The organism is Stenotrophomonas sp. GW821-FHT01H02A, assembly GCF_059422145.1.
On record NZ_JBWKWI010000001.1, the window covers coordinates 678,746 to 703,532 of the forward strand.

17 protein-coding genes are annotated in these 24,787 nt (G+C 66.4%); 9 read left to right on the top strand and 8 right to left on the bottom strand.

Translation table 11 applies throughout. The features are described 5' to 3' along the window. Positions 1-129: 129 nt before the first annotated feature. Positions 130-930, top strand: coding sequence for a dienelactone hydrolase family protein (locus AC07WC_RS03290; RefSeq protein ID WP_495208732.1), 801 nt, complete (start codon positions 130-132; stop codon positions 928-930). Between the two features lie 152 nt (positions 931-1,082). On the opposite strand, the gene AC07WC_RS03295 is transcribed toward AC07WC_RS03290, so the two are convergent. Next, positions 1,083-2,081: a polyprenyl synthetase family protein gene (locus tag AC07WC_RS03295; RefSeq protein ID WP_495208733.1), complete on the bottom strand. Its 999-nt coding sequence runs from the start codon at positions 2,079-2,081 to the stop codon at positions 1,083-1,085. A gap of 313 nt (positions 2,082-2,394) precedes the next feature. On the opposite strand from AC07WC_RS03295, the gene AC07WC_RS03300 reads away from it, so the two are divergent. Next, positions 2,395-4,008, top strand: a complete 1,614-nt coding sequence (locus tag AC07WC_RS03300; RefSeq protein WP_495208734.1) for an alpha-glucosidase family protein — start codon at positions 2,395-2,397, stop codon at positions 4,006-4,008. An 879-nt stretch (positions 4,009-4,887) separates the two neighbouring features. Here the strand turns inward: AC07WC_RS03300 and AC07WC_RS03305 are convergent. Beyond that, positions 4,888-7,647: a TonB-dependent receptor gene (locus AC07WC_RS03305; RefSeq protein ID WP_495208735.1), complete on the bottom strand. Its 2,760-nt coding sequence runs from the start codon at positions 7,645-7,647 to the stop codon at positions 4,888-4,890. A gap of 333 nt (positions 7,648-7,980) precedes the next feature. Next, positions 7,981-10,047, bottom strand: a complete 2,067-nt coding sequence (locus tag AC07WC_RS03310) for a glycoside hydrolase family 97 protein (protein ID WP_495208736.1) — start codon at positions 10,045-10,047, stop codon at positions 7,981-7,983. 233 nt (positions 10,048-10,280) lie between these two features. Here AC07WC_RS03310 and AC07WC_RS03315 point away from each other — a divergent pair, with 233 nt between their 5' ends. From AC07WC_RS03315 to AC07WC_RS03335, 5 genes are all read left to right on the top strand, one after another. Next, positions 10,281-12,482 (top strand): alpha-L-rhamnosidase-related protein, encoded by a 2,202-nt coding sequence (locus AC07WC_RS03315; RefSeq protein WP_495208737.1) that lies wholly within the window; start codon positions 10,281-10,283, stop codon positions 12,480-12,482. After that, positions 12,479-13,966, top strand: a complete 1,488-nt coding sequence (locus AC07WC_RS03320; protein ID WP_495208738.1) for an MFS transporter — start codon at positions 12,479-12,481, stop codon at positions 13,964-13,966. Before AC07WC_RS03315 ends, AC07WC_RS03320 begins: the two co-directional genes overlap by 4 nt. After that, entirely contained in the window at positions 13,966-15,687 is a 1,722-nt protein-coding gene (locus AC07WC_RS03325; protein ID WP_495208739.1) for an alpha-amylase family glycosyl hydrolase, read from the top strand. The genes AC07WC_RS03320 and AC07WC_RS03325 overlap by 1 nt, the downstream gene beginning before the upstream one ends. A 92-nt stretch (positions 15,688-15,779) precedes the next feature. Then, positions 15,780-16,277 carry a GNAT family N-acetyltransferase gene (locus tag AC07WC_RS03330; RefSeq protein WP_495208740.1) on the top strand — a complete coding sequence of 166 codons (498 nt, stop codon included), beginning with the start codon at positions 15,780-15,782 and terminating at the stop codon, positions 16,275-16,277. A 71-nt stretch (positions 16,278-16,348) separates the two neighbouring features. After that, entirely contained in the window at positions 16,349-16,741 is a 393-nt protein-coding gene (locus AC07WC_RS03335) for an SseB family protein (RefSeq protein WP_495208741.1), read from the top strand. Between the two features lie 9 nt (positions 16,742-16,750). Here the strand turns inward: AC07WC_RS03335 and AC07WC_RS03340 are convergent, their stop codons facing one another. From AC07WC_RS03340 to AC07WC_RS03355, 4 genes are all read right to left on the bottom strand, one after another. After that, positions 16,751-20,335, bottom strand: a complete 3,585-nt coding sequence (locus AC07WC_RS03340) for a M1 family aminopeptidase (protein ID WP_495208742.1) — start codon at positions 20,333-20,335, stop codon at positions 16,751-16,753. Positions 20,336-20,348: 13 nt separating this feature from the next. Continuing rightward, a complete protein-coding gene (locus tag AC07WC_RS03345; RefSeq protein ID WP_495208743.1) occupies positions 20,349-21,242 on the bottom strand; it encodes an ABC transporter ATP-binding protein in 894 nt (297 codons plus the stop codon). A 68-nt stretch (positions 21,243-21,310) separates the two neighbouring features. Beyond that, positions 21,311-21,727 carry a hypothetical protein gene (locus AC07WC_RS03350; RefSeq protein ID WP_495208744.1) on the bottom strand — a complete coding sequence of 139 codons (417 nt, stop codon included), beginning with the start codon at positions 21,725-21,727 and terminating at the stop codon, positions 21,311-21,313. Next, complete coding sequence (locus AC07WC_RS03355) at positions 21,724-22,365, bottom strand: RNA polymerase sigma factor (RefSeq protein WP_495208745.1); 642 nt, start codon at positions 22,363-22,365, stop codon at positions 21,724-21,726. The genes AC07WC_RS03350 and AC07WC_RS03355 overlap by 4 nt, the downstream gene beginning before the upstream one ends. Positions 22,366-22,436: 71 nt before the next feature. On the opposite strand from AC07WC_RS03355, the gene AC07WC_RS03360 reads away from it, so the two are divergent. Continuing rightward, on the top strand, positions 22,437-22,763 hold the full coding sequence (locus AC07WC_RS03360) for a hypothetical protein (RefSeq protein ID WP_019185699.1): 327 nt from the start codon (positions 22,437-22,439) through the stop codon (positions 22,761-22,763). A gap of 18 nt (positions 22,764-22,781) precedes the next feature. On the opposite strand, the gene AC07WC_RS03365 is transcribed toward AC07WC_RS03360, so the two are convergent. After that, a complete protein-coding gene (locus tag AC07WC_RS03365; protein WP_495208746.1) occupies positions 22,782-23,813 on the bottom strand; it encodes a LacI family DNA-binding transcriptional regulator in 1,032 nt (343 codons plus the stop codon). 312 nt (positions 23,814-24,125) lie between these two features. Here AC07WC_RS03365 and AC07WC_RS03370 point away from each other — a divergent pair, with 312 nt between their 5' ends. Continuing rightward, positions 24,126-24,653 carry a single-stranded DNA-binding protein gene (locus AC07WC_RS03370; RefSeq protein ID WP_495208747.1) on the top strand — a complete coding sequence of 176 codons (528 nt, stop codon included), beginning with the start codon at positions 24,126-24,128 and terminating at the stop codon, positions 24,651-24,653. Positions 24,654-24,787 lie beyond the last annotated feature (134 nt).

Genomic DNA, 24,787 nt, shown 5'->3' on the forward strand with positions numbered 1-24,787 from the left:
TGGTTAATTCATAACAGGGACGGAGGGAGTTAATTCATGCAGCGGTGCCTGCGGGGCAGCGCCTCGCTCTACACGGGGTGTTCGCCTGCTCGTTCTACACTGCGGATTCTTATCCCGAGGAGCAGGCGCATGGTCAAGCAATGGCGGTGGGGTGCGGCGGTGCTGTTGGGCATGACGGCGCTGCCCGCGCTGGCGGCGATGCAGGCCAAACCGGTGGAGTGGACCCAGGACGGCACCACCTTCAGCGGGGTGCTGGTCTACGACGACAGTGACAACGACAAACGCCCGGGCCTGGTGATGGTGCCCAACTGGAAGGGCGTCAACGACTCGGCCATCGCCAAGGGCAAACAGCTGGCCGGCGATGACTACGTGGTGCTGGTCGCCGACGTGTACGGCAAGGGCGTGCGGCCGAAGACCGATGCCGAGGCCGGGCCGGTGGCGACCAAGCTGCGCAACGATCGTCCCGTGCTGCGCGCCCGTGCGCTCAAGGCGATCGAGGTGCTCAAGGCCCAGGCCGGCAAGGCGCCGCTGGACGCGAGCCGGATCGGCGCGGTCGGATTCTGCTTCGGCGGCACCACCGTGCTGGAGCTGGCGCGTGCAGGCGCACCGCTGGCCGGTGTGGTCAGCCTGCATGGTGGCCTGGGTTCGCCGCTGCCGGCCAAGGCCGGGGGAACGCATCCGTCCGTGCTGGTGCTCAATGGTGCTGACGACAAGAGTGTCAGCAAGGACGACATCGCCAGTTTCGAGCAGGAAATGAACGCGGCCAAGGTCGACTGGGAGTTCACCAACTACAGCGGCGCGGTCCACTGCTTCGCCGAAGCCGATGCCAACAGCCCGCCGGGATGCCTGTACAACGAGCGCGCGGCCAAGCGCGCCTGGAAGGCCCTGGACGAGTTCTTCGAGGAGCGGTTCGAGACCAAAGGCCGGTAGAGCCGACCGTTGGTCGGCTGCACCGCGCATGGCGTGGTGCGTTCATCGGGTTCGCGGCGCCGGGAGGACGAGCAGCCGACCAACGGTCGGCTCTAGCGGTGGGGAATTCACATTGAGCGCGGGCGGCGGCCATCAGCCGTCACGCCTTCCCCTCAATGCGAGCGCTGCACCGCGTAACGGGCCAGCCCGCGCAGGGCGGCCACCGCATCGTTGTCGGCCAGGCCGTCGAGCGCACGCTCGGCGGCGTCGGCGTATTCCTCGGCGCGCGCGCGGCTGTAGTCCAGCCCGCCGGTGGCGTGGATGGCCGCCAGCACTTCGGGCATCGCCCCGGCATCGCCGTTCTGCACGATCTCGCGCAGGCGCTCGCGGGTGGGCGCATCCGAATGCGCCATCGCGTGGATCAGCGGCAGGGTGGCCTTGCCTTCGGCAAGGTCGTCGCCCAGGTTCTTGCCCAGCTCATCGGCGTTGGCCGAGTAGTCCAGCACGTCGTCGGCAATCTGGAAGGCGTAGCCCAGGTGCATGCCGTAGTCGTACAGCGCCTGCTGGGTGGCCTCATCGACGCCGCTGGCCAGTGCGCCCAGACGGGTGCCGGCGGCGAACAGCACCGCGGTCTTGCGCTCGATCACGCGCAGGTAGGCGGCTTCGTCGGTATCCGGGTTATGCACGTGCAGCAGCTGCAGCACCTCACCCTCGGCAATCCGGTTGGTGGTGTCGGCCAGGATCCGCATGACCGGCATGCGGTCCAGTTCGACCATCAGCTGGAAGCTGCGCGAGTACAGGAAATCGCCGACCAGCACGCTTGGCGCATTGCCCCACAGCGCATTGGCGGTGCTGCGGCCGCGCCGCAGGCTGGATTCGTCGACCACATCGTCATGCAGCAGGGTCGAGGTGTGGATGAACTCGATGATCGCGGCCAGCTGGTGGTGTTCCGGACCGGCCTGTCCGACCGCACGGCCGGCCAGCATCACCAGCATCGGGCGCAGGCGCTTGCCGCCGGCCGAGATGATGTGGTCGGCGATCTGGTTGATCAGCACGACATCCGAGGACAGTCGGCGACGAATCAGCGCATCGACGGCGTCCATGTCGGGCGCGGCGAGCGTCTGGATCTGGGGCAGGCCCAGCGCGGGGCGGGTGTCTTCGGTGATGGTCATGCGGTCTGACTTTCAGGCTTGGGCGGAATTATAGGCGGTGCCGTCGTATTCCGCCCGCGAAGACGCACCCGTGGCTCGGTCGAGGGGGGCGGCAGATGCGGTGCAAAGGCAGGGTCGTGCCGGTCCTCGCCGTCGGAACCTCGTCCCCGCGCGGTGGACAGGGCCCCTGACCAGGGGGGAGGCCCCCCACAACGCCGCCATCCGGCGTGAATACGTATGCATGCAACCCCACCGCCGGAGGCGCCCCGCTAAGCTTGTCGGGTTCGTTTCTGGCCCCCTCGCGGGTGCCGTGGAAGCCCGAAGGGGGGCCTCAATGTCGCAGTCTCCATGGTGGCGCGGTGCCGTCATCTATCAGATCTACCCGCGCAGTTTCCTGGATGCCAACGGCGATGGCGTCGGCGACCTGCCCGGCATCATCGAGCGTCTGGACTACGTGGCCGCGCTCGGCGTCGACGCGATCTGGGTGTCGCCGTTCTTCAGATCGCCGATGGCCGACTTCGGGTATGACATCGCCGACCACCGCGATGTCGATCCGATGTTCGGCACGCTGGCCGACTTCGACCAGCTGCTGGCCAAGGCGCATGCGCTAGGCCTGAAGGTGATGATCGACCAGGTGTTCAGCCATACCTCGATCGAGCATGCCTGGTTCCAGGAGAGTCGCCAGGACCGCACCAATCCCAAGGCGGACTGGTACGTATGGGCGGATCCGCGTGAAGACGGCACCCCGCCCAACAACTGGATGTCGATTTTCGGCGGCGTGGCCTGGCAGTGGGAGCCGCGCCGCGAGCAGTACTTCCTGCACAACTTCCTGGCCGACCAGCCCGACCTGAACTTCCACAACCCGGCGGTGCAGCAGGCCACGCTGGATTACGTGCGGTTCTGGCTGGATCGCGGCGTGGATGGCTTCCGCCTGGATTCGATCAACTTCTGTTTCCACGACGCGCAGCTGCGCGACAACCCGGCCAAGCCGCTGGAGAAACGCCTCGGCCGTGGCTTCAGTGCGGACAATCCGTACGCCTACCAGTACCACTACTACAACAACACCCAGCCGGAAAACATCGGCTTCATCGAACAGTTGCGCAGGCTGTTGGATGAGTACCCCGGATCGGTCAGCCTGGGCGAGATCTCCGCGGAAGATTCATTGGCCACCACCGCCGAGTACACCGCGCCCGGCCGCCTGCACATGGGCTACAGCTTCGAACTGCTGGTGAAGGATTTCAGCGCCGGCTACATCCGGGATACCGTGTCGCGGCTGGAAGCGACGATGACCGAAGGCTGGCCGTGCTGGGCGATCTCCAATCATGATGTGGAACGCGCGGTAACGCGCTGGGGGGGGCATCCGGCTCAGCCGCGGCTGGCGCGGATGCTGGTGGCGATGCTGTGCTCGTTGCGCGGCTCGATCTGCCTGTACCAGGGCGAAGAGTTGGGACTGGGCGAAGCGGACGTGCCGTTCGAAGCGCTGCAGGATCCGTATGGCATTACGTTCTGGCCGAACTTCAAGGGACGCGATGGCTGCCGCACCCCGATGCCGTGGCTGGACGTGCCGAAGGCGGGCTTCACGACCGGTGAGCCGTGGCTGCCGATTCCGGCGGAGCATCAGGCGGCATCGGTGGCGACGCAGGAACATGATCCGCACTCGGTGTTGAATGGGTTCCGCCAGTTCCTGGCGTGGCGGCGGACGATGCCGACGCTGCTGGTGGGCGACATTCGTTTCCTGGACACGCCCGAGCCGGTGTTGCTGTTCGAGCGGGTGCACGGGGAGGAGACGCTGCTGTTGGCGTTCAATCTGTCGGTTGAAGGTGTTCGGGTCGCGCTGCCGGCGGGTGATTGGCAGGCGATGCATGTGCCGGGTCCGGATGTGGGGCACGTTGCAGGAGGTGAGCTGGTGTTGCCGGCGCAGTCGGTGTATTGCGCGCGACGCGGCTGATCGGGTTTTCCGGTGGTATTGAGAGGGCGGGGCCGGGTGCCTCGCCCTTTTTTTGTCTTGCGTTGGTGCGTTGGGGAAGATCGATAGCCACAGCAACAGCAACAGCAACAGCAACAGCAACAGCGATTCGGGCTGCGACCGTGCTGGTCTGGGCGGGCAGGGGTGGGTCAGCGGGACCCGCTGCAAGTACGTCCATGTAAGCTCGTATGCCGCCATCCATGGCGGCATACGGTCCCGCCAACCCACCCCTGCCCACCCTTTGACAAGGTGCCGGTGCGCAAGGGAAAAGTGATGCAGGGCAGGCACGTGATGGCACCTGCGAGGCTGATGTTGCGCGGAATCCGGAACGCTTGAGCTGTCGCGCTCGTTTCAGGCGTTGAAGCAGTTGAAGCAGTTGAAGCATGCGCAATGGTCGTATCGGCCAGCGCGGTCGAGATGATCGGTCTGATCGGTGTGATCGGAACGGTCCGGGCGGTCCAGGCAATCGGGGCGTTCGACGTAGTTGGCACGGTCAAAAGTGTCGAGGCGGCCGGACTGCTCGAGCTGGCCCCAACCGCAGATACCTCGTTCGATCCTCCTTCGCTCTGCTCTGCTCTGCTTTGCTTTGCTTTGCTTTGCTCTGCCATGGCCACCAACCCACTGTCGAAGGGCGGGGGTGTGTGGGTTGGCGGGACCGTTTTGCCGCATGGATGCGGCTCACGAGCCCCCATGGATGGGTTTACGGCGGGTCCCGCGAACCCACACACCCCCGACCAGCCCACGGACAGTCGGCACTGACGCTTTTGAGAGGGCGGGGTAAACCAACAAAAAAACCCGCTGCACAAGCAGCGGGTTCTTCAAACGCTTGATGTTGGCACTACGTCGCTGACGCCACCTCAATCAGAACTTGTAGTTCACGCCCAGCATGTACGTGCGGCCCCACTCCACGTACTCCAGCGGACGATCCTTCGTGCCAGCGTAGGTCCGGTACGGCTCGTTGGTCAGATTGCTACCCTGCAACAACAGCGTCAGCCCGTGCAGACTGCTGCTGTCCGCGAAGGTATAACTGACCTGCGCATCGGTCACATTCTCACCGACCACGTACCGCAGCGTCCGGTTGCCGTTGAAATTGCCGATCTCACCGATGAAGTCCGAACGCCGGCGCTGGCTCACGCGTGCCTCGAACCCGCTGCGCTCGTAGTACGCGGTGAAGTTGTACACACGCTCGGACAGGCCCGGCAGGCTGATCGGATCGCTGCCGACGCTGGATGCGCTTTCCGGATCCAGGATCTTGATGTCGCTGTCGTTGAACGTGGCACTGGCCTGCACGCCGAAACCACGCAGGCTCTCGGTCAGCATCTCCAGCGGGAACGAAGCGGTCAGCTCCAGGCCCTTCAGCTTGCCACCCTGGCCGTTCTGCGGGGCCGAGAAGGTGCCGGTCGGCAGGACCGGCACGATCATCCCCGGCGGCGGCACGTAGCTGGCCAGCAGGTCGCTGAAGTCGTAGTCATCGCGCGACTGCGTGTAGACGTAGGACTTGAGATCCTTGAAGAACACCGCGGCAGCGACGTAGGCCTTTTCGCCGAAGTACTTTTCGTACGAGAGGTCGATGGCGTTGGCGCGCCACGGATCCAGCAGCGGATTGCCGCCGCTGCCGCCGGGCTTGCCGGTGGCGGTGTCCACGCCGAACTCCAGGCCGGCCCGCATCTGGTCCACGCGGGGGCGTGCCACCTGCTTGGCCGCGGCGAAGCGCAGCGTCTGCTGGTGTGGGAACATGAAGACCAGGTTCAAGCTCGGCAGCCAATCGGTGTAGGTCTTGCCGTCGTCGATCGGCAGGACGTTCTGGCCATCCGGACGCGAGCGGTCGAAGTAGTTGGACTGCGAGCTCTGGTCGGTGCGCACCATCTGCACGCCGATGTTGCCGCGCAGGCCGACCTCGCCCAGATCGGTGTTGAGGTTGGCGCGGATCCAGGCGGTGCTGGTCTTCTCCTGCACGGTCCAGGCCTTGGGAATCAGATAGTCCAGGTTGGTGACCGGGTTGAACACCATGTAGCGGTCCACCGCGGCCGGCACGTTCCAGGCGGGGATGTAGCCGATACCGGCGAAGCCCAGGTTGACCGGTGCGTACTGCAGGTCGCTGGCGATGTTGGCATCACCCTGGTCACCGAGCAGGATGTTGCCCTCGGCCTGGGTCTTGTCCTTGCGGCGGTCGGCGTAGTTCACGCCCACGTCCACGTCGGAGAACCACGGCAGCGACTCCGGCATGGCGAAGGTGGCCTGCAGGCGGGCACCCTTCAGGCGGTCTTCGACCATCGGCACTTTGCCGTAGCCGGAGCCGTAGATGGTGTTGGTCAGGAACAGCGCGTCCGGGTTGGAATAGTCCAGGCCCGGGCTGATCTGCGAGAAACCGTCCGGCTTGACCACCACGCCGACCGAATCCAGCTGCGGCATCGGGGTGAGCTGCAGGTTGTTCTCCAGGTTCAGCTCATTGCGCGTGGCCTTGGAGTAATTCACATCGGCAACGACTTTGACGCGCTCGAAGTTGAACTCGTTGTTCCAGCCGAACGCATCGATCTTGTCCTTGCGCTTGTTGTACATGCCGCGCACCAGCGGGTACACGCCGGTCGCCACGCCACCGGTGAAGGTGCCGTCGGCATTGATCTGCGGGTTGGTGATCAACAGGCCCGGGGTGTAGCCGCCGTTGTAGTTGCTGAGGTTGACCTCGAACTGGTTGGCGGTGTCGATCTGCTCGGCTTCGGTGTGGAAGGCATCCAGGGTGCTGGTCCACACGTTGGACGGGCGGAACTGCACGGTGGCCATCACGCCGTCGCGTTCGTTGTTGCCGGTGCGGCGCAGGGCCTTGATGCCATCGGAAAACACGGTGCCCGGAGCCAGGCCGGGGCGGTTGCCCTGGTCGGTCTGCTCGGTGGTCCACGGCTCGTACAGGCCGACCTGGTTTTCCTGGATGGGCATGTCGCTGTGCGCATAGCCGATCGAGATGCCCAGGGTGTTGTCCAGGAACTGGTCGATGTAGCTGGCGCTGAACCGGTTGCCGTACGGGTCGACGTTGGCGGCCTTGCCCAGCGAGCTCTTCTGGTAACGGCCGCTGACGGCGATCACGCGCTCGGCGAAGCTCAACGGGCGCACGGTCTGCATGTCGATGGTGCCCGACAGGCCCTGGCCGACCAGGGCGGCGTCCGGGGTCTTGTACACGGTCACGCCGTTGACCAGTTCCGACGGGTACTGGTCGAACTCGACGCTGCGGTTGTCACCGGTGCTGACGACCTCGCGCCCGTTGAGCAGGGTGGTGGCGAAATCCGGCGACAGGCCGCGCACACTGATCACCTGGGCACGGCCGGCCACACGCTGGGCGGCCAGGCCGGGCAGGCGGCCGAGCGATTCGGCGATGCTCACGTCGGGCAGCTTGCCGATGTCCTCGGCCGAGATCGCCTCGACCACCGAAGTGGCGTCCTGCTTGATCGCGATCGCGTTCTCGATGCCACGGCGGATGCCGGTGACCTGCACGGTGTCCAGGTTGGTCGCCGCGGTGCCGGCGGGCGGGGTGGTGGTACTGGGTTCGGCGGTCTGCGCCGACGCCATCAATGGCGTCAGGGCGACGGCCAGCGCGAGACTCAGCGCGCTGCGCTTGCGGTTCAACATTTTCCCCTCCCAGGCAATGTTGCCAATCGATTTTGTGGTTGCCCGGAGGACCCGGGAGCGTCATGGCGCGGTGGCCGTTGACTGCGTGGCTATGGTAGGCAGCGCGCCTGCTGCGGGAATCACCCTGCATACGTATTCAATGACGTTTGCTGCATTGGAAGCGATTACAGGTGCGGTATCGCATTCGCGCTGCCGCTCCACGGTCTGCTTCGCAAACCGCGGACCCCTGTCTCACCAACACCCATGCCCCCGTGCCTTCGGCACAGCCCCCTGACTCAGGGGGCGCTCCTCCAGACGCGCCGACGGTTGGTATTCCGCAGTGCGCCGGGACCATTACAACGGGGTAAAGCGAATCGCCTGCCCACCCCCCGGTGCCAGCTTGAGCACCAACGCATCGGCACTGGTGACCTCGCGCGTTTCGCGCACGAAGGCGAAGGGGTTGCTGCGGAAATCGGCGCCGTCCCCGTCGCGATAGATCTCCGCGCGATAGCGCACGTCCGGCTCAAGGAAGCCCAGCGAGATCGGCAACACGCGACCATGTTCGTCGGTGATGCTGCCTAGGAACCAGTCGCGGCTGTGGCGGTCCTTGCGCACGATGGTCACGAAGTCGCCCACCTCGCCGTTGAGCACCCGGGTGTCGTCCCAGTCCACCGCCACGTCTTCGATGAAGCGGAAGGCCTCACGGTGCTGCTCGTAGTGGTCGGGCAGGTCGGCCGCCATCTGGATCGGGCTGTAGAGCGTCACGTACAGGGCGAGCTGACGCGCCAGCGTGCTGGGAATGGCCTGGCCGCCGCGGCCCTTCAGGCTGAGGATGCCGGGGGTGTAATCCATCGGCCCGGACAGCATCCGGGTGAACACCAGATTGACCTCGTGCTCCGGCGGATTCGGCGGCTGGCCCCAGGCGTTGTACTCCATGCCACGTGCGCCTTCGCGGGTGATCCAGTTCGGGTAGGTGCGGCGCAGGCCGGTGTCCTTGATCGGCTCATGCGGGTTCACCGCGATATGCCGTTTGGCCGCTTCCTGGACCACCTTGAGATGATGGCGGGCCATGAACTGGCCGTCGTGCCACTCGCGCCACAGTGGCCCACCGGCCGGGCTGCGACGGTCGACCTGGCCGTCATCGCACACGTAGCCACTCTTGAACGAGTCCACGCCCAGCCGCGCGTAGAGATCCAGCGCGGCACCGAGTTGATCCTCGTAGTGCTCGATCGCGCAGCCGGTTTCATGGTGGCCGATCAGGTGCACCCCCTTTTCCGCGCCGTACGTCGACAGTGCCTCGATATCGAAATCCGGGGTGGGCCGGGTGAAGTCGAAGGCGTAGCCGTTGCCGACCCAATCGCCGTCCCAGCCCGGATTCCAGCCTTCCACCAGCACGCCGCGGAAGCCATGCCGGGCAGCGAAGTCGATCACGCGCTTGGTCTTGGCGGTGGTTGCGGCGTGCCGCGGGCCGGTGGCCCAGCTTTCCTCGTCCAGATGCATCGACCACCACACGCCCAGGTACTTGGAGGGCTTCACCCAGCTGACGTCGCCCAGCACGTTGGGCTCGTTGAGATTGAGGATCAGGCTGGACTCGACCAGTCCGCCGGCGGTGTCGCTGATCTGCAGCGTACGCCATGGCGTGTCGAAGGGCAGGCTGCGCCGCACTTTCCAGCCTTCCGCCGACGGCGACAGCTGCGCGCGCAGGCGCTGACCGTCGGTGCGACGCAGCCACATGCCGGCGTAGTCCACCAGCGCCGCTTCATGAATGGAAACATGCAGCCCGTCGCGGCTGCGCAGCGTCATCGGTGTGTGCGCGAGCGGTACCTGGTCCAGTGGCGTGCGCTGGTAAAGATACTCGTAGTGGATCGGCTCACCGGCCGGAATCCACCAGGCGGTGGCGGGCGGTGCGATCGAGAATTCGGTCAGCTCATCATCGATGATCGCCTCGTGCATGCCCGGCTGCTGCGGGAAGCGATAGCGGAAGCCCAGGCCGTCGTCATAGACCCGGAACACCACATCGATACGACGTTTGGCGCCGCTGCGTTCGGCCAGCTGCACCACCACCTCGTTGAACTGATTGCGGGTGAGACGACGCTCGCCCCACGGCTGCTCCCAGGTTTCATCGACACTGCGCGACTGCTGGCCGACCACGGCGAGATCGCGGTCCAGGCGGCCATCGCGCAGTTGGAAGCCGAGCTTGGAGGTGTCCACCACGGTCTCGCCGAAACGGTCCACCCGGTAGCTGGGATGTCCGCCATCCAGTTGCAGCGACACGCGCAGCACCTTGCCGGGCGAGTCGACGCTGGCCACAGTGACCGGCTCGGCGAAGGCGGTGGCACTGAATGCGCAGAAGATCCAGCCCAGCACAGGCAGGCGACGACGAACGGAAGACCCGTCAGTTGAATACGGACGTGACGGCATTTCCCCTCCCAAGGCGGCCGAAAATACCCTTGGACTATAGCGACGCCGTCTCGCCTGCCGACCGCGTTGGCGATGAATACGTATGCAGGTCGATGCAGGTCACGGCGCGCCGTCTACCATGGGCCCAAGGCACCCTGGGAGGGGGCCGCGAGCGCATTGCCGCGAGGCGGTGCGGACCTACAACGCGAGCAAAGGGGAGGGAGGCAACGGGCGCGAGCCGGTTCGCCACTTCGATGCTGAAGATGATCTGCCTGACCGTTGCCCTCGGGGCAGCGATGGGGTCCACCGCACGCGCGGCCGACCTGGATTTCGACGGCCGCCATGCGCGCGCCGAGCCCGCCGCTGCAGGTGGCTACCGTCTGCATGCACCGCAGGGGGACGTGCGCGTCAGCGCGCAGCCGATGCGCAGCGAGACCGGCAGCGTGCTGTTCGATGCGCTGTTCGGGCTGGCCCAGCAGGAGATGGAGGCCGACCGCGTGGACGCGATCCGTGATCCGGCCTTCAATCACGGCAAGCCAGTTCCCTGCGCATGCTTCCAGACCGGTGAGCGCTGGCCGTATGTGTGGACGCGCGATGTCAGCTTCGCCGCCGATCTGGCGCTGTCGCGTCTGGATCCGGTGCGCACGCGCCGGTCGCTGCAGTTCAAGCTTTCCACCGCGCGCGATGGACATACGCCGGGCCTGTTCGTCGCCCAGGACACCGGCTCCGGTGGCAGCTGGCCGATCAGCAGCGACCGCGTGGTGTGGTTCCTGGCCGCACGCGGGCTGCTGGATGACGCGGCCTTTGCCGACCAGGTCTGGCAGGCACTGCAGGCGACCTTGGCGCAGGATCGCCAGGCGGTGTTCGATGCACGGATCGGCCTGTATCGCGGCGAAACCTCGTTCCTGGATTGGCGCGAGCAGACCTATCCGGACTGGACGCGCGAGGACGTGCGCTTCATCGGCGAGTCCTTCGCGCTGTCCACCAACGTGCTGCATTACGAAGCGCTGCGGCTGGCCGAGCAGCTGGCCCGCGAGCACGGCGATGCGCGGGCTGCCCGCTACGGCCAATGGGCCGACGCGCTGGCCCGGCAGATCGACGCACGCTTCTGGCGCGAGGATGCCGGTCAGTACATGAGCTACATCGGTGAGGCGGCGCACCCGGTGCCGTACGCCAAGTACGATCTGCTCGCGCTCTCGCTGGGCGTGCTGGCCGATGTGTTCCCGGCCGATCGCGCACGGCGCGCGCTGGCAAACTACCCCGCCGTAGCCGGTGGCAGCCCGGTGGTATGGCCGCAGGAAGCGCAGCAGCCGATCTATCACAACCGCGGCATCTGGCCCTTCGTCAGCGCGTACTCGCTGCGCGCTGCGCGGCGGCTGGACGATGCCCCGCGCATCGCCCTGGAGATCGAGTCGCTGATGCGCGGCACCGCGCTGGCCGGCTCCAACATGGAAAACTACGAGATGCGCACCCTGGCGGTGCATGTCGATGAAGGCGTCCTCAGTGGCCCGGTGGTCAATTCGCCCCGCCAGCTGTGGTCGGTGGCCGGCTATCTCGCGATGGTGCTGGAAGGTGTGTTCGGCGTGGAGGACGACGGTCGGATCGCGCCGAAGCTGCCGGCATCGCTGGTGCCGACACTGTTCGGTGCGCATGACCGCATCCGCCTGGACGATGGCAAACAGCGCTACGTGCTGGTGCGGCCGAAGCAGCTCAGCGGCGAACTGCTGGTGGCCGGCGAGGTCCATCGCGATGGCAGCACGACTACCGTCCAGCTCGTGCCGTTGCAGGGCAGCGGCGCTACGCGATCCTTGGCCATCCTTCGTCCGGATGCCGTGTTCGCCCCGGCAACCCCCGCCGCTCCAGTGCCACGCGAGACGACTGTTGGCTGGCAGATCCCGGTGCCCGCCGGCCACGTGCTTTGGCGCGATGGCGAGCCGCTGTTGCCGGTACAGGGTGTCGCCACGCTGGCGAAGGACGGTGCCAGCCACTGCCTGAGCCTGACCCGGCGTGAGGGTGCGCTGGAATCGCTGCACAGCCCGATGACCTGCGTCGGGCCGCAACAAGTGCTGGCCGGTGTGGATGACTGGCAGTGGACGGCACCCACCGCCGGCCGCTGGCGTGCGCGCCTGCGCTACGACAACCCGAACGGCCCGATCAATACCGGCGTGACCGCGGCGGTGAAAACGCTGGTGGTGCAGTGCGCCGGCCAGCCCGATCAGCGCCACCCCATCGTGATGCCACACAGCGTGGGCGAGCAGGATTCCACGGCGGTTGAGTTCGAGGCGACGGCAGGCGCTTGCCGCATCACGTTGGACGAGGGCTTCAACATGAGCGAACTGACCCACTTCGCGCAGTACAACGGCGGCAAGGGTGGCAGTGAAGGCGTGCTCAACCAGGCCCAGGTGTCCGCACTGAGCCTGATGCCGGTGGCGGCCTCGCCGGAGCCGCGCCCATGAGCCGTTCGCCCAAACCGACGCTGTCGTTCTGGCAGATATGGAACATGTGCTTCGGCTTCCTCGGCATCCAGTTCGGCTTTGCCCTGCAGAATGCCAACGCCAGCCGCATCTTCGAGACCCTCGGCGCACCGATGGACGCGGTGCCCGGGCTGTGGATCGCCGCGCCACTGACCGGTCTGCTGGTGCAGCCGGTGATCGGCTACCTGTCCGACCGCACCTGGACGCGCTGGGGCCGCCGCCGCCCGTTCTTCATGATCGGTGCGGTGCTGACCACGCTCGCCCTGCTGGTGATGCCGAACTCGCCGACGCTGTGGATCGCGGCCGGCACGCTGTGGGTGCTGGACGCCTCGATCAATGTATCGATGGAGCCGTTCCGCGCCTTCGTCGGCGATCAGCTGGCCCCGCGGCAGCGACCAACCGGCTTTGCGATGCAGAGTTTCTTCATCGGCATCGGTGCGATCGTCGCCAGCTTCCTGCCCTTCATCCTGGCCCACCTCGGCGTTGCCAACACCGCCGCCGCAGGGCAGGTGCCCGATACCGTGCGCTACGCGTTCTACTTCGGCGCAGCGGTGCTGCTGGCGGCGATCACCTGGACGGTGGTCAGCACCCGGGAGTACGCGCCGGCCGAGCTGGCCAGTTTCGATGACGCCGAGCCGGCCGCTGTCCACCACAGTGCGCGCGTGGCCGGACCGCCGCCCTGGGTGCAGATCGGCGGCTGGGTGGCGGCCGGTGTCGTGCTTGCCGCGGCCATCGCGTCGCAGCAGGGTGACCGCATGCTGTATGTGCTGGCGGGCCTGTGCGTCGCCTACGGCGTGCTGCTCGGTGTGGCGCGCTGCGTGCCGGGCGCGAACATGCTGGCCACCATCGTCGACGACCTGCGTGCGATGCCGCGCACCATGCGTCGCCTGGCCTGGGTGCAGTTCTTCTCCTGGTTCGCACTGTTCGCGATGTGGATCTACACCACCGCCGCGGTTGCCGGCACCCACTTCGGCTCGACCGATACCGGCTCGGCGGCCTACAACGAGGGCGCCAACTGGGTGGGTGTGCTGTTCGGTGCCTACAACGGCTTCGCGGCGTTGGCCGCATTGCTGATCCCGTTGATGGTGCGCGCGCTGGGCCTGCGCTGGAGCCATCTGGTCAACCTGTGGCTGGGCGGTCTTGGCCTGATCTCGATGCTGTTCATCCGCGACCCGCACTGGCTGGTGCTGTCGATGGTCGGCGTCGGCTTCGCCTGGGCCTCGATCCTGTCGCTTCCGTATGCGTTGCTGTCCGACAGCGTCCCGGCGGCCAAGATGGGCATCTACATGGGCCTGTTCAATTTCTTCATCGTGATTCCGCAGCTGGTCGCGGCCAGTGCACTCGGCTTCCTGCTGCGCACGTGGCTCGGCGGCGACCCGATGCACGTGCTCGCGCTCGGTGGCGGCAGCCTGCTGCTGGCTGGCCTGTGTGTGCTGTACGTGCCATCCCAACAGGAGGTTGTCTGATGTTCCGGTATTCGTCGTTGTCGCTGGCCCTGTCCTTCGCGCTGTCCGCCAGTCCCGCCCTGGCCGTCGAGCGCCCGGACTACGTCGGCACGCGTGAGCCGTTCGCCAGCCAGGCGGTCTACTTCGTGGTCACCGACCGCTTCGTCAATGGTGATCCGTCCAACGATCACCGCGACCAGGGCGGTGCGCACCCCACGTTCGACATCCCGGTGCCATGCCCGGACAAGGTGGACGGCAACATCGGCTACCTCGGCGGTGACTTCAAGGGCGTGCTCGACAATGCCGCTTACATCCGCAACCTGGGCTTCGGCGCGGTGTGGATCACCCCGATCATCGACAACCCGGACCAGGCCTTCACCGGCAGCAGGCCGATCAGCTGCACCAGCACGCTGACCGACCGCGGCAAGACCGGCTACCACGGCTACTGGGGCGTCAACTTCTATACGCTTGACGAGCATCTGCCGAGCAAGGACCTGGACTTCGCCGGTTTCACCCGTGGCCTGCACGCCGCCGATCTGAAAGTGGTGCTGGATATCGTGGGCAACCATGGCTCGCCCGCGTGGACGATGCCGGTAGCGCAGCCGCAGTTCGGCCAGATCTTCGACAAGGACGGCCGGCTGATCGCCGACCATCAGAACCTGCCGCCGCAGCAGCTGGACCCGGTCCACAACCCGTTGCACGCCTTCTACAACAACATCGGCCCGGTCGACGGCAAGAACGGCTCGATCTTCGACGGCAACCTGGCCGAGCTGTCCGACTTCAACGAGCACAACCCGGCGGTGATGGACTACCTGGTCGGCGCCTACCTGCAGTGGACCGCGCAGGGCGTGGATGCGTTGCGCATCGACACCATCGGCTGGCTGCCACATCCGTGGTGGCATGCCTTCGTCAAGCGCATCCGTGCCGAGCACCCCGGCATGTTCATGTTCGGCGAAGCGTTCGACTACGACGCCGGCAAGATCGCCGAGCACACCTGGCCGGCCAACGCGAACGTCAGCGTGCTGGACTTCCCGCTGCGTGGTGCACTGTCGTCCGTGTTCGGCAAGGAGCAGAAAGGCTTTGAAACCCTGGCCGAGCCGCTGCACCTGCTGGATGGGCCTTACGCGAATCCGTACGAGCTGATGAGCTTCTACGACAACCACGACATGGCCCGGCTGGATGCGAACGATGCCGGCTTCATCGACGCGCACAACTGGCTGTTCACCGCGCGCGGCATCCCGGTGATCTACTACGGCTCGGAAACCGGCTTCATGCGCAGCCGTGCCGAGCATGCCGGCAACCGCGCCTACTTCGGCCAGGCGCGCGTCAATGAGGCGCCGAAGAGTCCGATCTTCGCGCCGTTGCAGCGCATCGCCAAGCTGCGCGAGGCCACCCCCGCACTGCAGCGCGGCCTGCAGGTCAACGAACGTCTGCAGGGCGATGAAGCGGTGTTCTTCCGCGTGCTGCAGCAGGGCGATACTGCACAGACCGCACTGGTCCTGCTCAACAAGGGCGACACCGCAAGGACCCTGGAGGTCCGCCGCTACCTGCAGGCCGGCACCTGGCGCGACGCGCTGGGTGGCGACAGCCAGACCGTCACCGGATCACTCAGGGCCGAGGTGCCTGCGCACGGCGTGCGCGTGTTCGTGCTGGATGCGCAGGTGGACCAGGCCGCGCTGCAAAAGCGGCTGAAGGCGGCGGTCGACGACCAGCGTGCACGCACCAAGCGTCTGGCGAAGTAACCCGGTGATGCCCGGTCTGCCGCGCCGCGGTGGGCCGGGCAGTACAATCGGGCTCGCGACTGCCCATTGCGGTCCTCCCGAGTACGGTGTCCATGTCACGCCTGTCCCTGCGCCCCGCAACGCCCGACGACGCTGAGCGCCTGTTCCATCTGATGCAGTTCTACTACTTCGAGGCCTCGGCCTGGAGTGGGGAAGCAGTACGTCCCGACGGCCTGTTCGACTGTGACCGGTGCGACGTCGAGGCTTCGCTGCGCGATGACCCACAGTGGGCGCGATTGTTGTTCGTCGACGATTCGCTTGCCGGCTTCGTGCTGGTGGACCAGGTGGAGCGGGGCGGGCGCCACTATCCTGAACTGGCCGACCTCTTCGTGCTCCCCAGGTACCGGCGGCACGGCCTGGCCTCTTACGTGGTCACCGAACTGGTGCGCCCGGGCGAGGGGCAGTGGCTGCTCGCGGTGTTCCACGGTGATGTGGCTGCGCATGCCTACTGGCGGCGGACCCTGCCACGCCTCGGCCTGCCGCACGTCGCGCTGGCCGAGGAGGACGAGACCTTCCACCTGTTCCTGATCGGTGGTCCGCCCGCTGCATAGGGCCGCCCGCCGGCCGGCTCACGGTCACCCTGGCAGTACAATGACGGCCCCCACCCGTCCCTCTGTATCCGATGAACGACGCTGCCCCCCAGACCCCGATCGAAACCCTGCTCAAGACCGCGATGGACGGTCAGCTGCCGATCGGCCAGTTCATGAAGGCCTTCGTGGCGTCCGAAGTGGTGCTGCTCACCGGGAGCCTGGTGACCCCGGACGGCAGCGGTTTCGATCCGCTGCTGTTCGACAAGCAGGGCATCCTGCACGTGTCCGTGTTCACCGATATGAGCCGGGTCGGTTTCCACAGCCAGCAGGCCCCGCACACCCTCCGCATGCTGATGCTGGACGTGCTCAAGCGCGTCCCCGGCGGCTACGGCGTGGTGATCAATCCGGGGACGTCGCTGGGCTTCGAGATCTCGCCCTCAGGCGTCGGCGAAATCCTCAAGGACTTCGCCGACGCCGCACGCTGAGTGCGCTGACTACTGCAGGGTCACCTTGCGCCGGTTGTCCGACGACACCCGGTCGATCAGCTTGTTGTACGGATCGAAGCCCGCCTCGTCCGCCTTGCCGTCCACCGTCACGGTGATCGACGGGTTGGCCTCGGTGACGTGGTGGCGCTGCAGGTACAGCACCATCTGGTCGCGCTCCTTGCCCGAGGGGGCGTTGGCGAACACGCCGATCTCGATCCAGTCGTCCATCGTGCCGGCGGTCTCCTTGCCATCGCCGTCGGCATAGCGCTTCTCGGCGTGCAGCTTCAGCGTGACGTCGTACTTGCCATCGGCGCGCTTCTTCGCAGTCGCAGCCAGCACACGGTTGTCGTAGAAGCTGATTCTCTCGAACAGGTCCGTCACCAGCTGTTGGCGGTCAGCCGGGGTCTCGGCGCGGAGGTAGGCCAGCAGTTCGGTCGAGGTGGTGTAGGGCGGTTGCTGGAAGCCCTTGTCCTGCAGGAAACGCTTGAGTGCACGGTTGAGCGCGGCCTCGCCGATCTCCTCGCGCAGGCGATAGAACGCCAGTGAGCCCTTTTCGTAGTGGATGTACTGCTGGTTCTCCACCCGAGCCAGCGGCAGTTCTTCGATGCCTTCGCTGCCACGGCCGGCCAGGTAGCCATCCAGTTCCGTCTTCAGGAACTGCCGCATCTGCTGCCGCCCATACTCCTTCTCCATCACCATCAGCGCCGAGTATTGGGACAGCGACTCGGACAACATCGTCGCGCACTGCACGTTGGCACCGATCACCTGGTGCGCCCACCACTGGTGTGCGACCTCGTGGGCGGTCACGTAGAACACGTAGTCCACCTTGTCACGGTCGCGCAGATCGGCGATGAAGCCGATCGATTCGGAGTAGGGGATGGTGTTGGCGAACGACTGGGCGAACCGCGAGTATCCCGGGAACTCGATGATGCGCACCTGGCGATGCTGGTACGGCGTGAAGTTGGCTTCGTAATACGCCAGCGACTTCTGCACGGCTTCGATCATGCGGTCCACGTTGTAGCCGTGGCGGGCATCGTAGTAGACCTCGATCGGCACGCCCTGGTACGTGGCACGCTTCACTTCCCAACGCGCCGACAGGTAGGCGTAGAAGTTCAGCATCGGGCGGTCCATGGCGTAGCTGAAGCAGCGCCGGCCGTTGACGGTCGCCTCGTGCTGCAGGTAGCCCGGGGCAAGCGCTATCTGGTCCGGGGCAGTGCAGATCGTGCTGCGGAACGCCAGCCAGTCGGCATCGTCGGTCACATAGTTGTTCGCGCGGGCGGCCTGGTCTTCCAGCTTGGGCATGCGGCTGGGCTCGCCCAGGCCGCGCTTGCGGCGCTCGTTGCGGTCGGTGATCTGCACGCCCTGGTCGTAGCCGAACGAGGGCAGCAGGCGGCTGTTGAAGAAACTGCCGTTCTCCACCAGGTTGGTGGGCGCCTGATCGGCGGTGATGCCGCTCGGATGCTGGTTGACGCGGAAGTGGATGCGGCGTTCCTCCCCTGGCTGCAGCGGGGCGGTCAGCTGGTAGATGCGATAACCCAGGTCGGCGTCATGCATCGCCAGCGTCTGGCCGCCAAGGTCGACCGCGGTCAACTGCTTGTCGTCGTCCATCGCCACGTGCAGCTGCGCGATGGGCGCGGTGTGGGTGTTGCGCACGGTCCAGTACGCATCGATGACCACCGACTGGGTTTCCGGATGCAGGTCGATCCGGTTGTCCACCGCGACGATGCGCGGCTGCGGCAGGTCGCGGTAGCGCGACAGTTCGCGCTCGTAGCGGGCCTGCAGGTCCAGCTGCTGGTCCGGTGAGAGGAATTCGTTGCGGATGTTGGTGCTCCAGTACAGCCAGCCGCCCAGCCCGATGAAGGCCAGTGTTGCGACGGCGGCGCCGAGCCCGGCCGGGCCGCGCAGGCGACGGCCGGCCAGCACCAGGCGCTGGCGCAGGCTGGTGCCGACACCCCGGACCCAGAACGCCGAGGCGACGCACAGCAGTGCCAGCAGGAACAGCGCCCAGTAGCCTTGGAACGCCAGCTGCCCGGGCAGGAAATGGCCGTAGCCGTTCATGTCCGAATACGGCGCGATCGGCCAGCTGCCGAAGTTGTACAGGTTCTGGGTGTAGTCGAGCATGCCCAGCACCGCCTGCCCGATCATCACCACGATCAGCAGTGCGTAGCCGACGAACTTGTTGTTGGTCAGCACCTGCAGGACCAGCGCCAGACCGCCCATCAACAGGTAGACGACCGAGTCCAGTGCCAGCGTCTTGAGGTATACCAGCGGCTCGATCTGGGTGTAGCCCTTGCTCAGCTGAACCCCGATCGCGGCCAGTGCACCGATCGCCTGGAAGCAGGCGATCACCGCCACCAGCGTGGCGAACTTGGCCAGCAGCGGGACCCAGTTGGGCACCGGCATCGCATCGGTGACTTCATTGATCCGTGCCGCGCGTTCTTTCCAGACCAGCTCGCCGGCGAAGAACAGCACGATGATGATCAGCAGCCAGCTGTAGGCGCCCTGCAGGGCGGTCAGCATCTCCGAGGTGACCGGCCAGATCGGCGTGCCGTACAGGGTCTGGCGGAACAGTGCACCGGGCAGGAAGTTGCACAGCCCCAGCACCAGCAGCACCAGGAAGGGAACACTGCGCAGCACACCGCTGGTGTCGAAGCGGACCTGGTGCAGGAACTGGCGCCAGGCGGTGCCGGCGCCGTGGCCCGGCGCCACGCGGGGCACCACGACCTGGGCTGGCCGCTGTGCAGGCGCGGTCGTCACGAGGGCGGCTTTGCGGCCCCAACGACGGCCGGCGCTGCCGCTGCGTTCAGTGCGGAACAGGGCGAACGTGGCGGCATACAGCACGGCCGCCACGCCCAGCCACAGCGCGCGGTTGGCCAGCAGCTGACCGGCCAGGGCAGGCAGGCCGCTGTTGCGCTCGGCCACCGACCAGTAGCGGAGGGTCCGTGACAGCGCACGCAGGCCGAGCGGCTCGCTGAGCACGGCCACCCAGGTGTTGTCGATGTCGCTGAGCAGGGCGGCGCTGACGCCATACAGCACGAAGTAACCGATCACGCCGATGTAAACCCACAGGATCGAGCGCGTGGTGGCCGCCAGCAACGCCAGCAGCGCGGTGGTGAATATCAGGTTCGGGATCACGATCACCCCGAATGCCCACACATAGCTGTACAGCGAGACCGGCCCCATGCGGGCCGGATCCACCCAGGGCATGAACGGCCCGAGCGCCAGGCCCAGGGCGATGATCACGTAGACCAGCAGCCCGCTGACCAGGGCCGCACCGATGCGGCCGGCCAGATAGTCGCGGCGTTTGATCGGGCTGGCGAAGATCAGCTCGGCGGTGCCCAGATCGAAGTCGCGCAGCAGCGCATTGCTGACGAACAGCGTGGACACCAGCATGCCGAGCAGGGTGAAGATGCCCAGCATCGAGGCGATCACGGTGGGCGCATTGCTGTGCACATTGCCGGCGCCGCCGCCGATCTGCACGGCGTCGGAGGAGGACGCACCGAAAGCCATCAGCGCGAACAGGCCCGCCAGCAGCCACAGCAGCGGGGAACGGAGCTGCTCGCGCAGCTCGAAGCGGAAGAAGGCAGCGATCATGGGCGGGCTCCGGTCAGGCGGCCCGCGACTGCAGGCGCAGTCGCTGGAAATAGACGTCTTCCAGATCGGGAGCGACGGCGGCGAAGCCGTCGCCGGGGTCGGTCGCGCTGTGCACGTGGATCACCGGCCGGCCACCGACCAGGCGGGTGGACAGCACCACATGGTTGGCTTCGTAGGCGGGCAGTTCGGCAACGTCCACCTGCTTGCGCCAGACCTGGTGCTGCAGCGCATCGATCGCATCGCTGGGCTTGCCGGTCAGCAGCACCTGTCCCTTGTTCATGATGGCCATGCTGGGGCACAGGTCGGTGACATCCTCGACGATGTGCGTGGACAGGATCACCGCCACGTTCTCGCCGATCGCCGCAAGCAGGTTGAGGAAGCGGTTGCGTTCTTCCGGGTCGAGACCGGCGGTGGGTTCATCGACGATCACCAGGCGCGGATCGCCGAGCAGCGCCTGCGCGATGCCGAAGCGCTGGCGCATGCCGCCGGAGTAGGTGCCCAGTTTGCGTTTGCGCGCATCCCACAGGTTCACCTGCTGCAACAGCGCGTCCACGACCTCGCGGCGCTGGCCCTTGTTGGTGAGGCCCTTCAGCACCGCGAAATGGTCGAGCAGATCCAGTGCGCTGACCTTGGGATACACCCCGAAGTCCTGCGGCAGATAGCCCAGCCGCCGGCGCACCGCATCCTTGTCACGCAGCACATCGATGCTCGCCTCGCCCGGAATCGACAAGGTGGCGGTGCCGCTGTCCGCTTCCTGCAGCGTGGACAGGGTGCGCATCAGCGAGGACTTGCCGGCGCCGTTCGGGCCAAGCAGCCCGAACATGCCGCGGGGAATATCGAGGGTGACTCCGGCAAGGGCGTGGACCCCATTGGCGTACGTCTTGGACAGCGCGCGGATCTCAAGCATGCGGACAGCTTCCCCTGGGCGATGGATCGGTTATCCGCCCTATTCAGATAGCCTGCATCCGCCGTAAGTCATGGGTGCTTCCGGCCGGACGCCCGCCAACGGGCCGCCAGCCACGACAGCGCCACGCAGGCTGCGCCAGCCAGCAGCCACCCGGTCGCCGCGCTGCCCGCGGCGTGCTCGATCGCGCGCCACCATGCCGGGCCGAACAGCGAAACCAACGCCAGCACCGCGACCGCCAGCACCGCCAGCAGGGCCCGGGAGACCCAGCGTTCGATCCCGGCGTCATGCCGGGCGATGTGCGCAGCGACATCGCGGGCGAAGCGCATCGGCGGCCCGCTCTGCGGCGCAGAGGCGATCGCCTGGGCAATGCGCAGGTAATCGGTGGCGTCCGGTCCAGCGCGTTGGCCGCTCAGCGCCGCGCGCAGCCCGCGTTCCTGGGCCTGCCATTCGTCGGGGTCGATCCGGGAATCGTCTGTGCTGCTCATGCGGGCACTCCAATGCGGGATTCGAGCAGTTCGCGCAGCCGCTTGCGGCTGCGGAACAGGTGGCTCTTGATGGTGCCTTCGGCCAGCTCGGTGAGGATGGCGATCTCCGCGATGGAGATCTCTTCCAGATGATAGAGCGTGAGCAGGGTGCGCTGCAGCGGGGGCAGGGCGTCGATGGCCGCATGCAGGTGGGCGTTGATGTCCTGCTCGCTGGTCAGGGCTTCCAGATCGATGCCATCGCCGACCCGATCGATCAAGGCGGTGCCGTCGTCGCTTACGGTGTTCTCCACCAGCGGGATGAGTCGCCGTTCCAGGTGCCGCTTGGCGATCGAATAGGCAACCTGCGCGACCCAGGATTTCAGTGCGCTCTCGCCGCGGTATTGATGCAACGTCTGATGGATGCGCAGGAAGGCTTCCTGACACAGCTCGCGGGTGTCGTCGGGGTGGCGGACCATGCGATCGACCACGCGCCAGCAAAGGCCTTGATACTCCCGCACCAGCTGTTCGAACGCCCCGGGCTGCCGCGACAGAATGGCGGCGACCAGTGCACGGTCGGCATCGAGACTGTCGGCGGAGGTGGGAGGCGGCGAACGCATGTCCCATAGAGATACGTTGGGCGTGCCATCGGTTGCAACCATGATCCGTGCAACCGATCCCAGCCCGGCCGTATCTCAATGGACACACCCCTCCTCAACGGAACGAACGCCCCATGGATTACAACCTGATTCTCCCCGTGGTCCTGATCCTCGGCATCGTGTATGCCATCAAGAGCGTGGTCGATGGCCACACCCGGCGCCGGATCGTCGAAGCCCGCGGTTCGGAAGAGCTGGTGCGCTCGCTGCTGGCCGGCGATACCACCAAGCGCCGGCTGGCCGCACTGCACTGGGGCTGCGTGATGTTGACCCTGGCCCTGGCCTTCGGCCTGGTCGATCTGCTCGGCATCGACCGGGTCACGCCTGGCGCGATCGCGCTGCTGCTCGGGGCGACCGGGCTGGGCAACGTGGTGTACTTCGTGCTGGATCGCCGTTTGAAGTAAGCCAACAGCGGTGGACGGTCAGCGGCGCAGCGACGAGTCCCGCAGTACCTGCTTCACCGCGATGCTCTGGCCTGCCACCGGCTGGCCGTCGATCAGCGCCAGCAGCTTTTCCACCAGCAGGTGCCCGGCCTGCTTGGTGTCCTGCTGCACGGTGGACAGCGGCGGGGAGACCGAGGCGGCCAGCGGGATGTCGTCGAAACCGGTGACCGCCACGTCCTCAGGCACGCGCAGGCCGTGTTCGCGCAGGGCGCGCATCGCACCGATCGCGATCAGGTCGCTGGCCGCGCACAGCCCATCGATGCGCTCGCCACGCGCCAACAACGCCTGACAGGCATCGAAGCCGGACTGCTCGGTGGTGATCGCGTCATGCTGCAGCGAGGGCTCGGCGGTGAGGCCGCGGGCCTGCATCGCCTCGACGTGGCCGCGATAGCGCTGCTCGAACTCTGGGTAGTGGCTGGAGGCATGGCCGACGAAGGCGATCCGGCGGCAGCCCTGGTCCAGCAGGTGGGCGGTGATGTCGAACCCGCCCTGGAAGTTGTCGCTGCCGATCGAGACGCCGGGCTGGTCGGGCAGGGAAGCCCCCCAGCGCACGAAATGGGTGCCTTGCTCGACCAGCCGCTGCAGCCGCTCGCGCGACTCGTGGTAGTCGCCATAGCCGAGCAGGATGATGCCGTCGGCCTTGTTGCTGTCCTCGTAATCGGCCTGCCAGTCGGTGGACAGCTGCTGGAAGGAGACCAGCAGGTCGTAACCGCGCAGCGCGCAGGCCCGCGTGATCGAGCCGAGCATCGCGTGGAAGAACGGGTTGATCAGCGAGTCGTCGTTGGTCGGGTCTTCGAAGAACAGCAGGGCCAGCGTTCCGGCATTGCGCAGGCGCAGGCTGGAGGCGTTCTTGTCGACCTTGTAGTTCAGCTCCCGGGCGATGGCCAGGATCCGCTGCCGGGTTTCGGCGTTGACCATCGGGCTGCCGCGCAGCGCCCGCGACACCGTGGGCTGGGAGACGCCGGCCAGGTGGGCGATATCGAGTGAGGTGGCTTTACCGCGGATGGTCATTTCAGCAGGGGGTGAGGCAGTGAAGCGACATCATGCCATGCGCCGCGAGGGTGGGGCCGGGCGGCGGGAGCGCCTGAACGGCCGGGGCCAGGCGGCGTCCGGCGTCACCGCCGTTCCCCTTGTGGCATATGGCTCGAGCAGGTTTCCGGTCGTTCCCGGCCGGAATTCCGACAGGGTCGGGGACGGCGGCGATGATAAGATGGTGCAATCTGGATCCCCCCAATTCTCCCAAGGGCGGCCCGGCAGATCTGCACCCCGCCCGGGGCTGTGATATGACTGCGGCCTGCCCTCGGACAACGGAAGAGCAACCCTATGGCGCGCGGCATCAATAAAGTCATCCTGGTCGGCAACCTCGGCAACGACCCGGACGTGAAGTACACCCAGGGCGGTATGGCGATCACCCGCATCAGCCTGGCCACCACCAGCGTCCGCAAGGACAAGGATGGCAACCAGCAGGAGCGTACCGAATGGCACCGCGTGGTGTTCTTCGGGAAGCTCGGCGAGATCGCCGGTGAATACCTGCGCAAGGGCAGCTCGGTGTACGTCGAAGGCAGCCTGCGTTACGACAAGTACACCGGCCAGGATGGCGTGGAGAAATACTCCACCGACATCATCGCCGATGAAATGCAGATGCTCGGCGGCCGTGAAGGCGGTGGCGGTGGCGAACGTCCGCAGCGCCAGCAGGCCCCGCGCCAGGAGTACGGTGGCGGCGGTGGCGGCGGTGGTCAGCGCGGCGGTGGTGGTGGTGGTGGCTACAGCCAGCAGCGCCCGCAGCAGCAGGCCCCGCAGCAGTCGGCGCCGCCGATGGACGACTTCGCGGATGACGATATTCCGTTCTAGGCCACACTTAGTAAAAAGAGATATAAGGAGAGGAGGAGCCCCGTGATTGGGGCTCCTCTTTTTTTTTGCACGTACCCGGGATGGCAAGAAATACGGCTATAGTCGTGCATACGTGAAATCAGGCGAGCAAGGGA

What these genes read in the sequence shown, in the direction of transcription:
- AC07WC_RS03290 (WP_495208732.1), top strand. Translation starts at nt 130, where the DNA reads ATGGTCAAGCAATGGCGGTGGGGTGCGGCGGTGCTGTTGGGCATGACG.
- AC07WC_RS03295 (WP_495208733.1), bottom strand. Translation starts at nt 2,081, where the DNA reads ATGACCATCACCGAAGACACCCGCCCCGCGCTGGGCCTGCCCCAGATC.
- AC07WC_RS03300 (WP_495208734.1), top strand. Translation starts at nt 2,395, where the DNA reads ATGTCGCAGTCTCCATGGTGGCGCGGTGCCGTCATCTATCAGATCTAC.
- AC07WC_RS03305 (WP_495208735.1), bottom strand. Translation starts at nt 7,647, where the DNA reads ATGTTGAACCGCAAGCGCAGCGCGCTGAGTCTCGCGCTGGCCGTCGCC.
- AC07WC_RS03310 (WP_495208736.1), bottom strand. Translation starts at nt 10,047, where the DNA reads ATGCCGTCACGTCCGTATTCAACTGACGGGTCTTCCGTTCGTCGTCGC.
- AC07WC_RS03315 (WP_495208737.1), top strand. Translation starts at nt 10,281, where the DNA reads ATGCTGAAGATGATCTGCCTGACCGTTGCCCTCGGGGCAGCGATGGGG.
- AC07WC_RS03320 (WP_495208738.1), top strand. Translation starts at nt 12,479, where the DNA reads ATGAGCCGTTCGCCCAAACCGACGCTGTCGTTCTGGCAGATATGGAAC.
- AC07WC_RS03325 (WP_495208739.1), top strand. Translation starts at nt 13,966, where the DNA reads ATGTTCCGGTATTCGTCGTTGTCGCTGGCCCTGTCCTTCGCGCTGTCC.
- AC07WC_RS03330 (WP_495208740.1), top strand. Translation starts at nt 15,780, where the DNA reads ATGTCACGCCTGTCCCTGCGCCCCGCAACGCCCGACGACGCTGAGCGC.
- AC07WC_RS03335 (WP_495208741.1), top strand. Translation starts at nt 16,349, where the DNA reads ATGAACGACGCTGCCCCCCAGACCCCGATCGAAACCCTGCTCAAGACC.
- AC07WC_RS03340 (WP_495208742.1), bottom strand. Translation starts at nt 20,335, where the DNA reads ATGATCGCTGCCTTCTTCCGCTTCGAGCTGCGCGAGCAGCTCCGTTCC.
- AC07WC_RS03345 (WP_495208743.1), bottom strand. Translation starts at nt 21,242, where the DNA reads ATGCTTGAGATCCGCGCGCTGTCCAAGACGTACGCCAATGGGGTCCAC.
- AC07WC_RS03350 (WP_495208744.1), bottom strand. Translation starts at nt 21,727, where the DNA reads ATGAGCAGCACAGACGATTCCCGGATCGACCCCGACGAATGGCAGGCC.
- AC07WC_RS03355 (WP_495208745.1), bottom strand. Translation starts at nt 22,365, where the DNA reads ATGGTTGCAACCGATGGCACGCCCAACGTATCTCTATGGGACATGCGT.
- AC07WC_RS03360 (WP_019185699.1), top strand. Translation starts at nt 22,437, where the DNA reads ATGGATTACAACCTGATTCTCCCCGTGGTCCTGATCCTCGGCATCGTG.
- AC07WC_RS03365 (WP_495208746.1), bottom strand. Translation starts at nt 23,813, where the DNA reads ATGACCATCCGCGGTAAAGCCACCTCACTCGATATCGCCCACCTGGCC.
- AC07WC_RS03370 (WP_495208747.1), top strand. Translation starts at nt 24,126, where the DNA reads ATGGCGCGCGGCATCAATAAAGTCATCCTGGTCGGCAACCTCGGCAAC.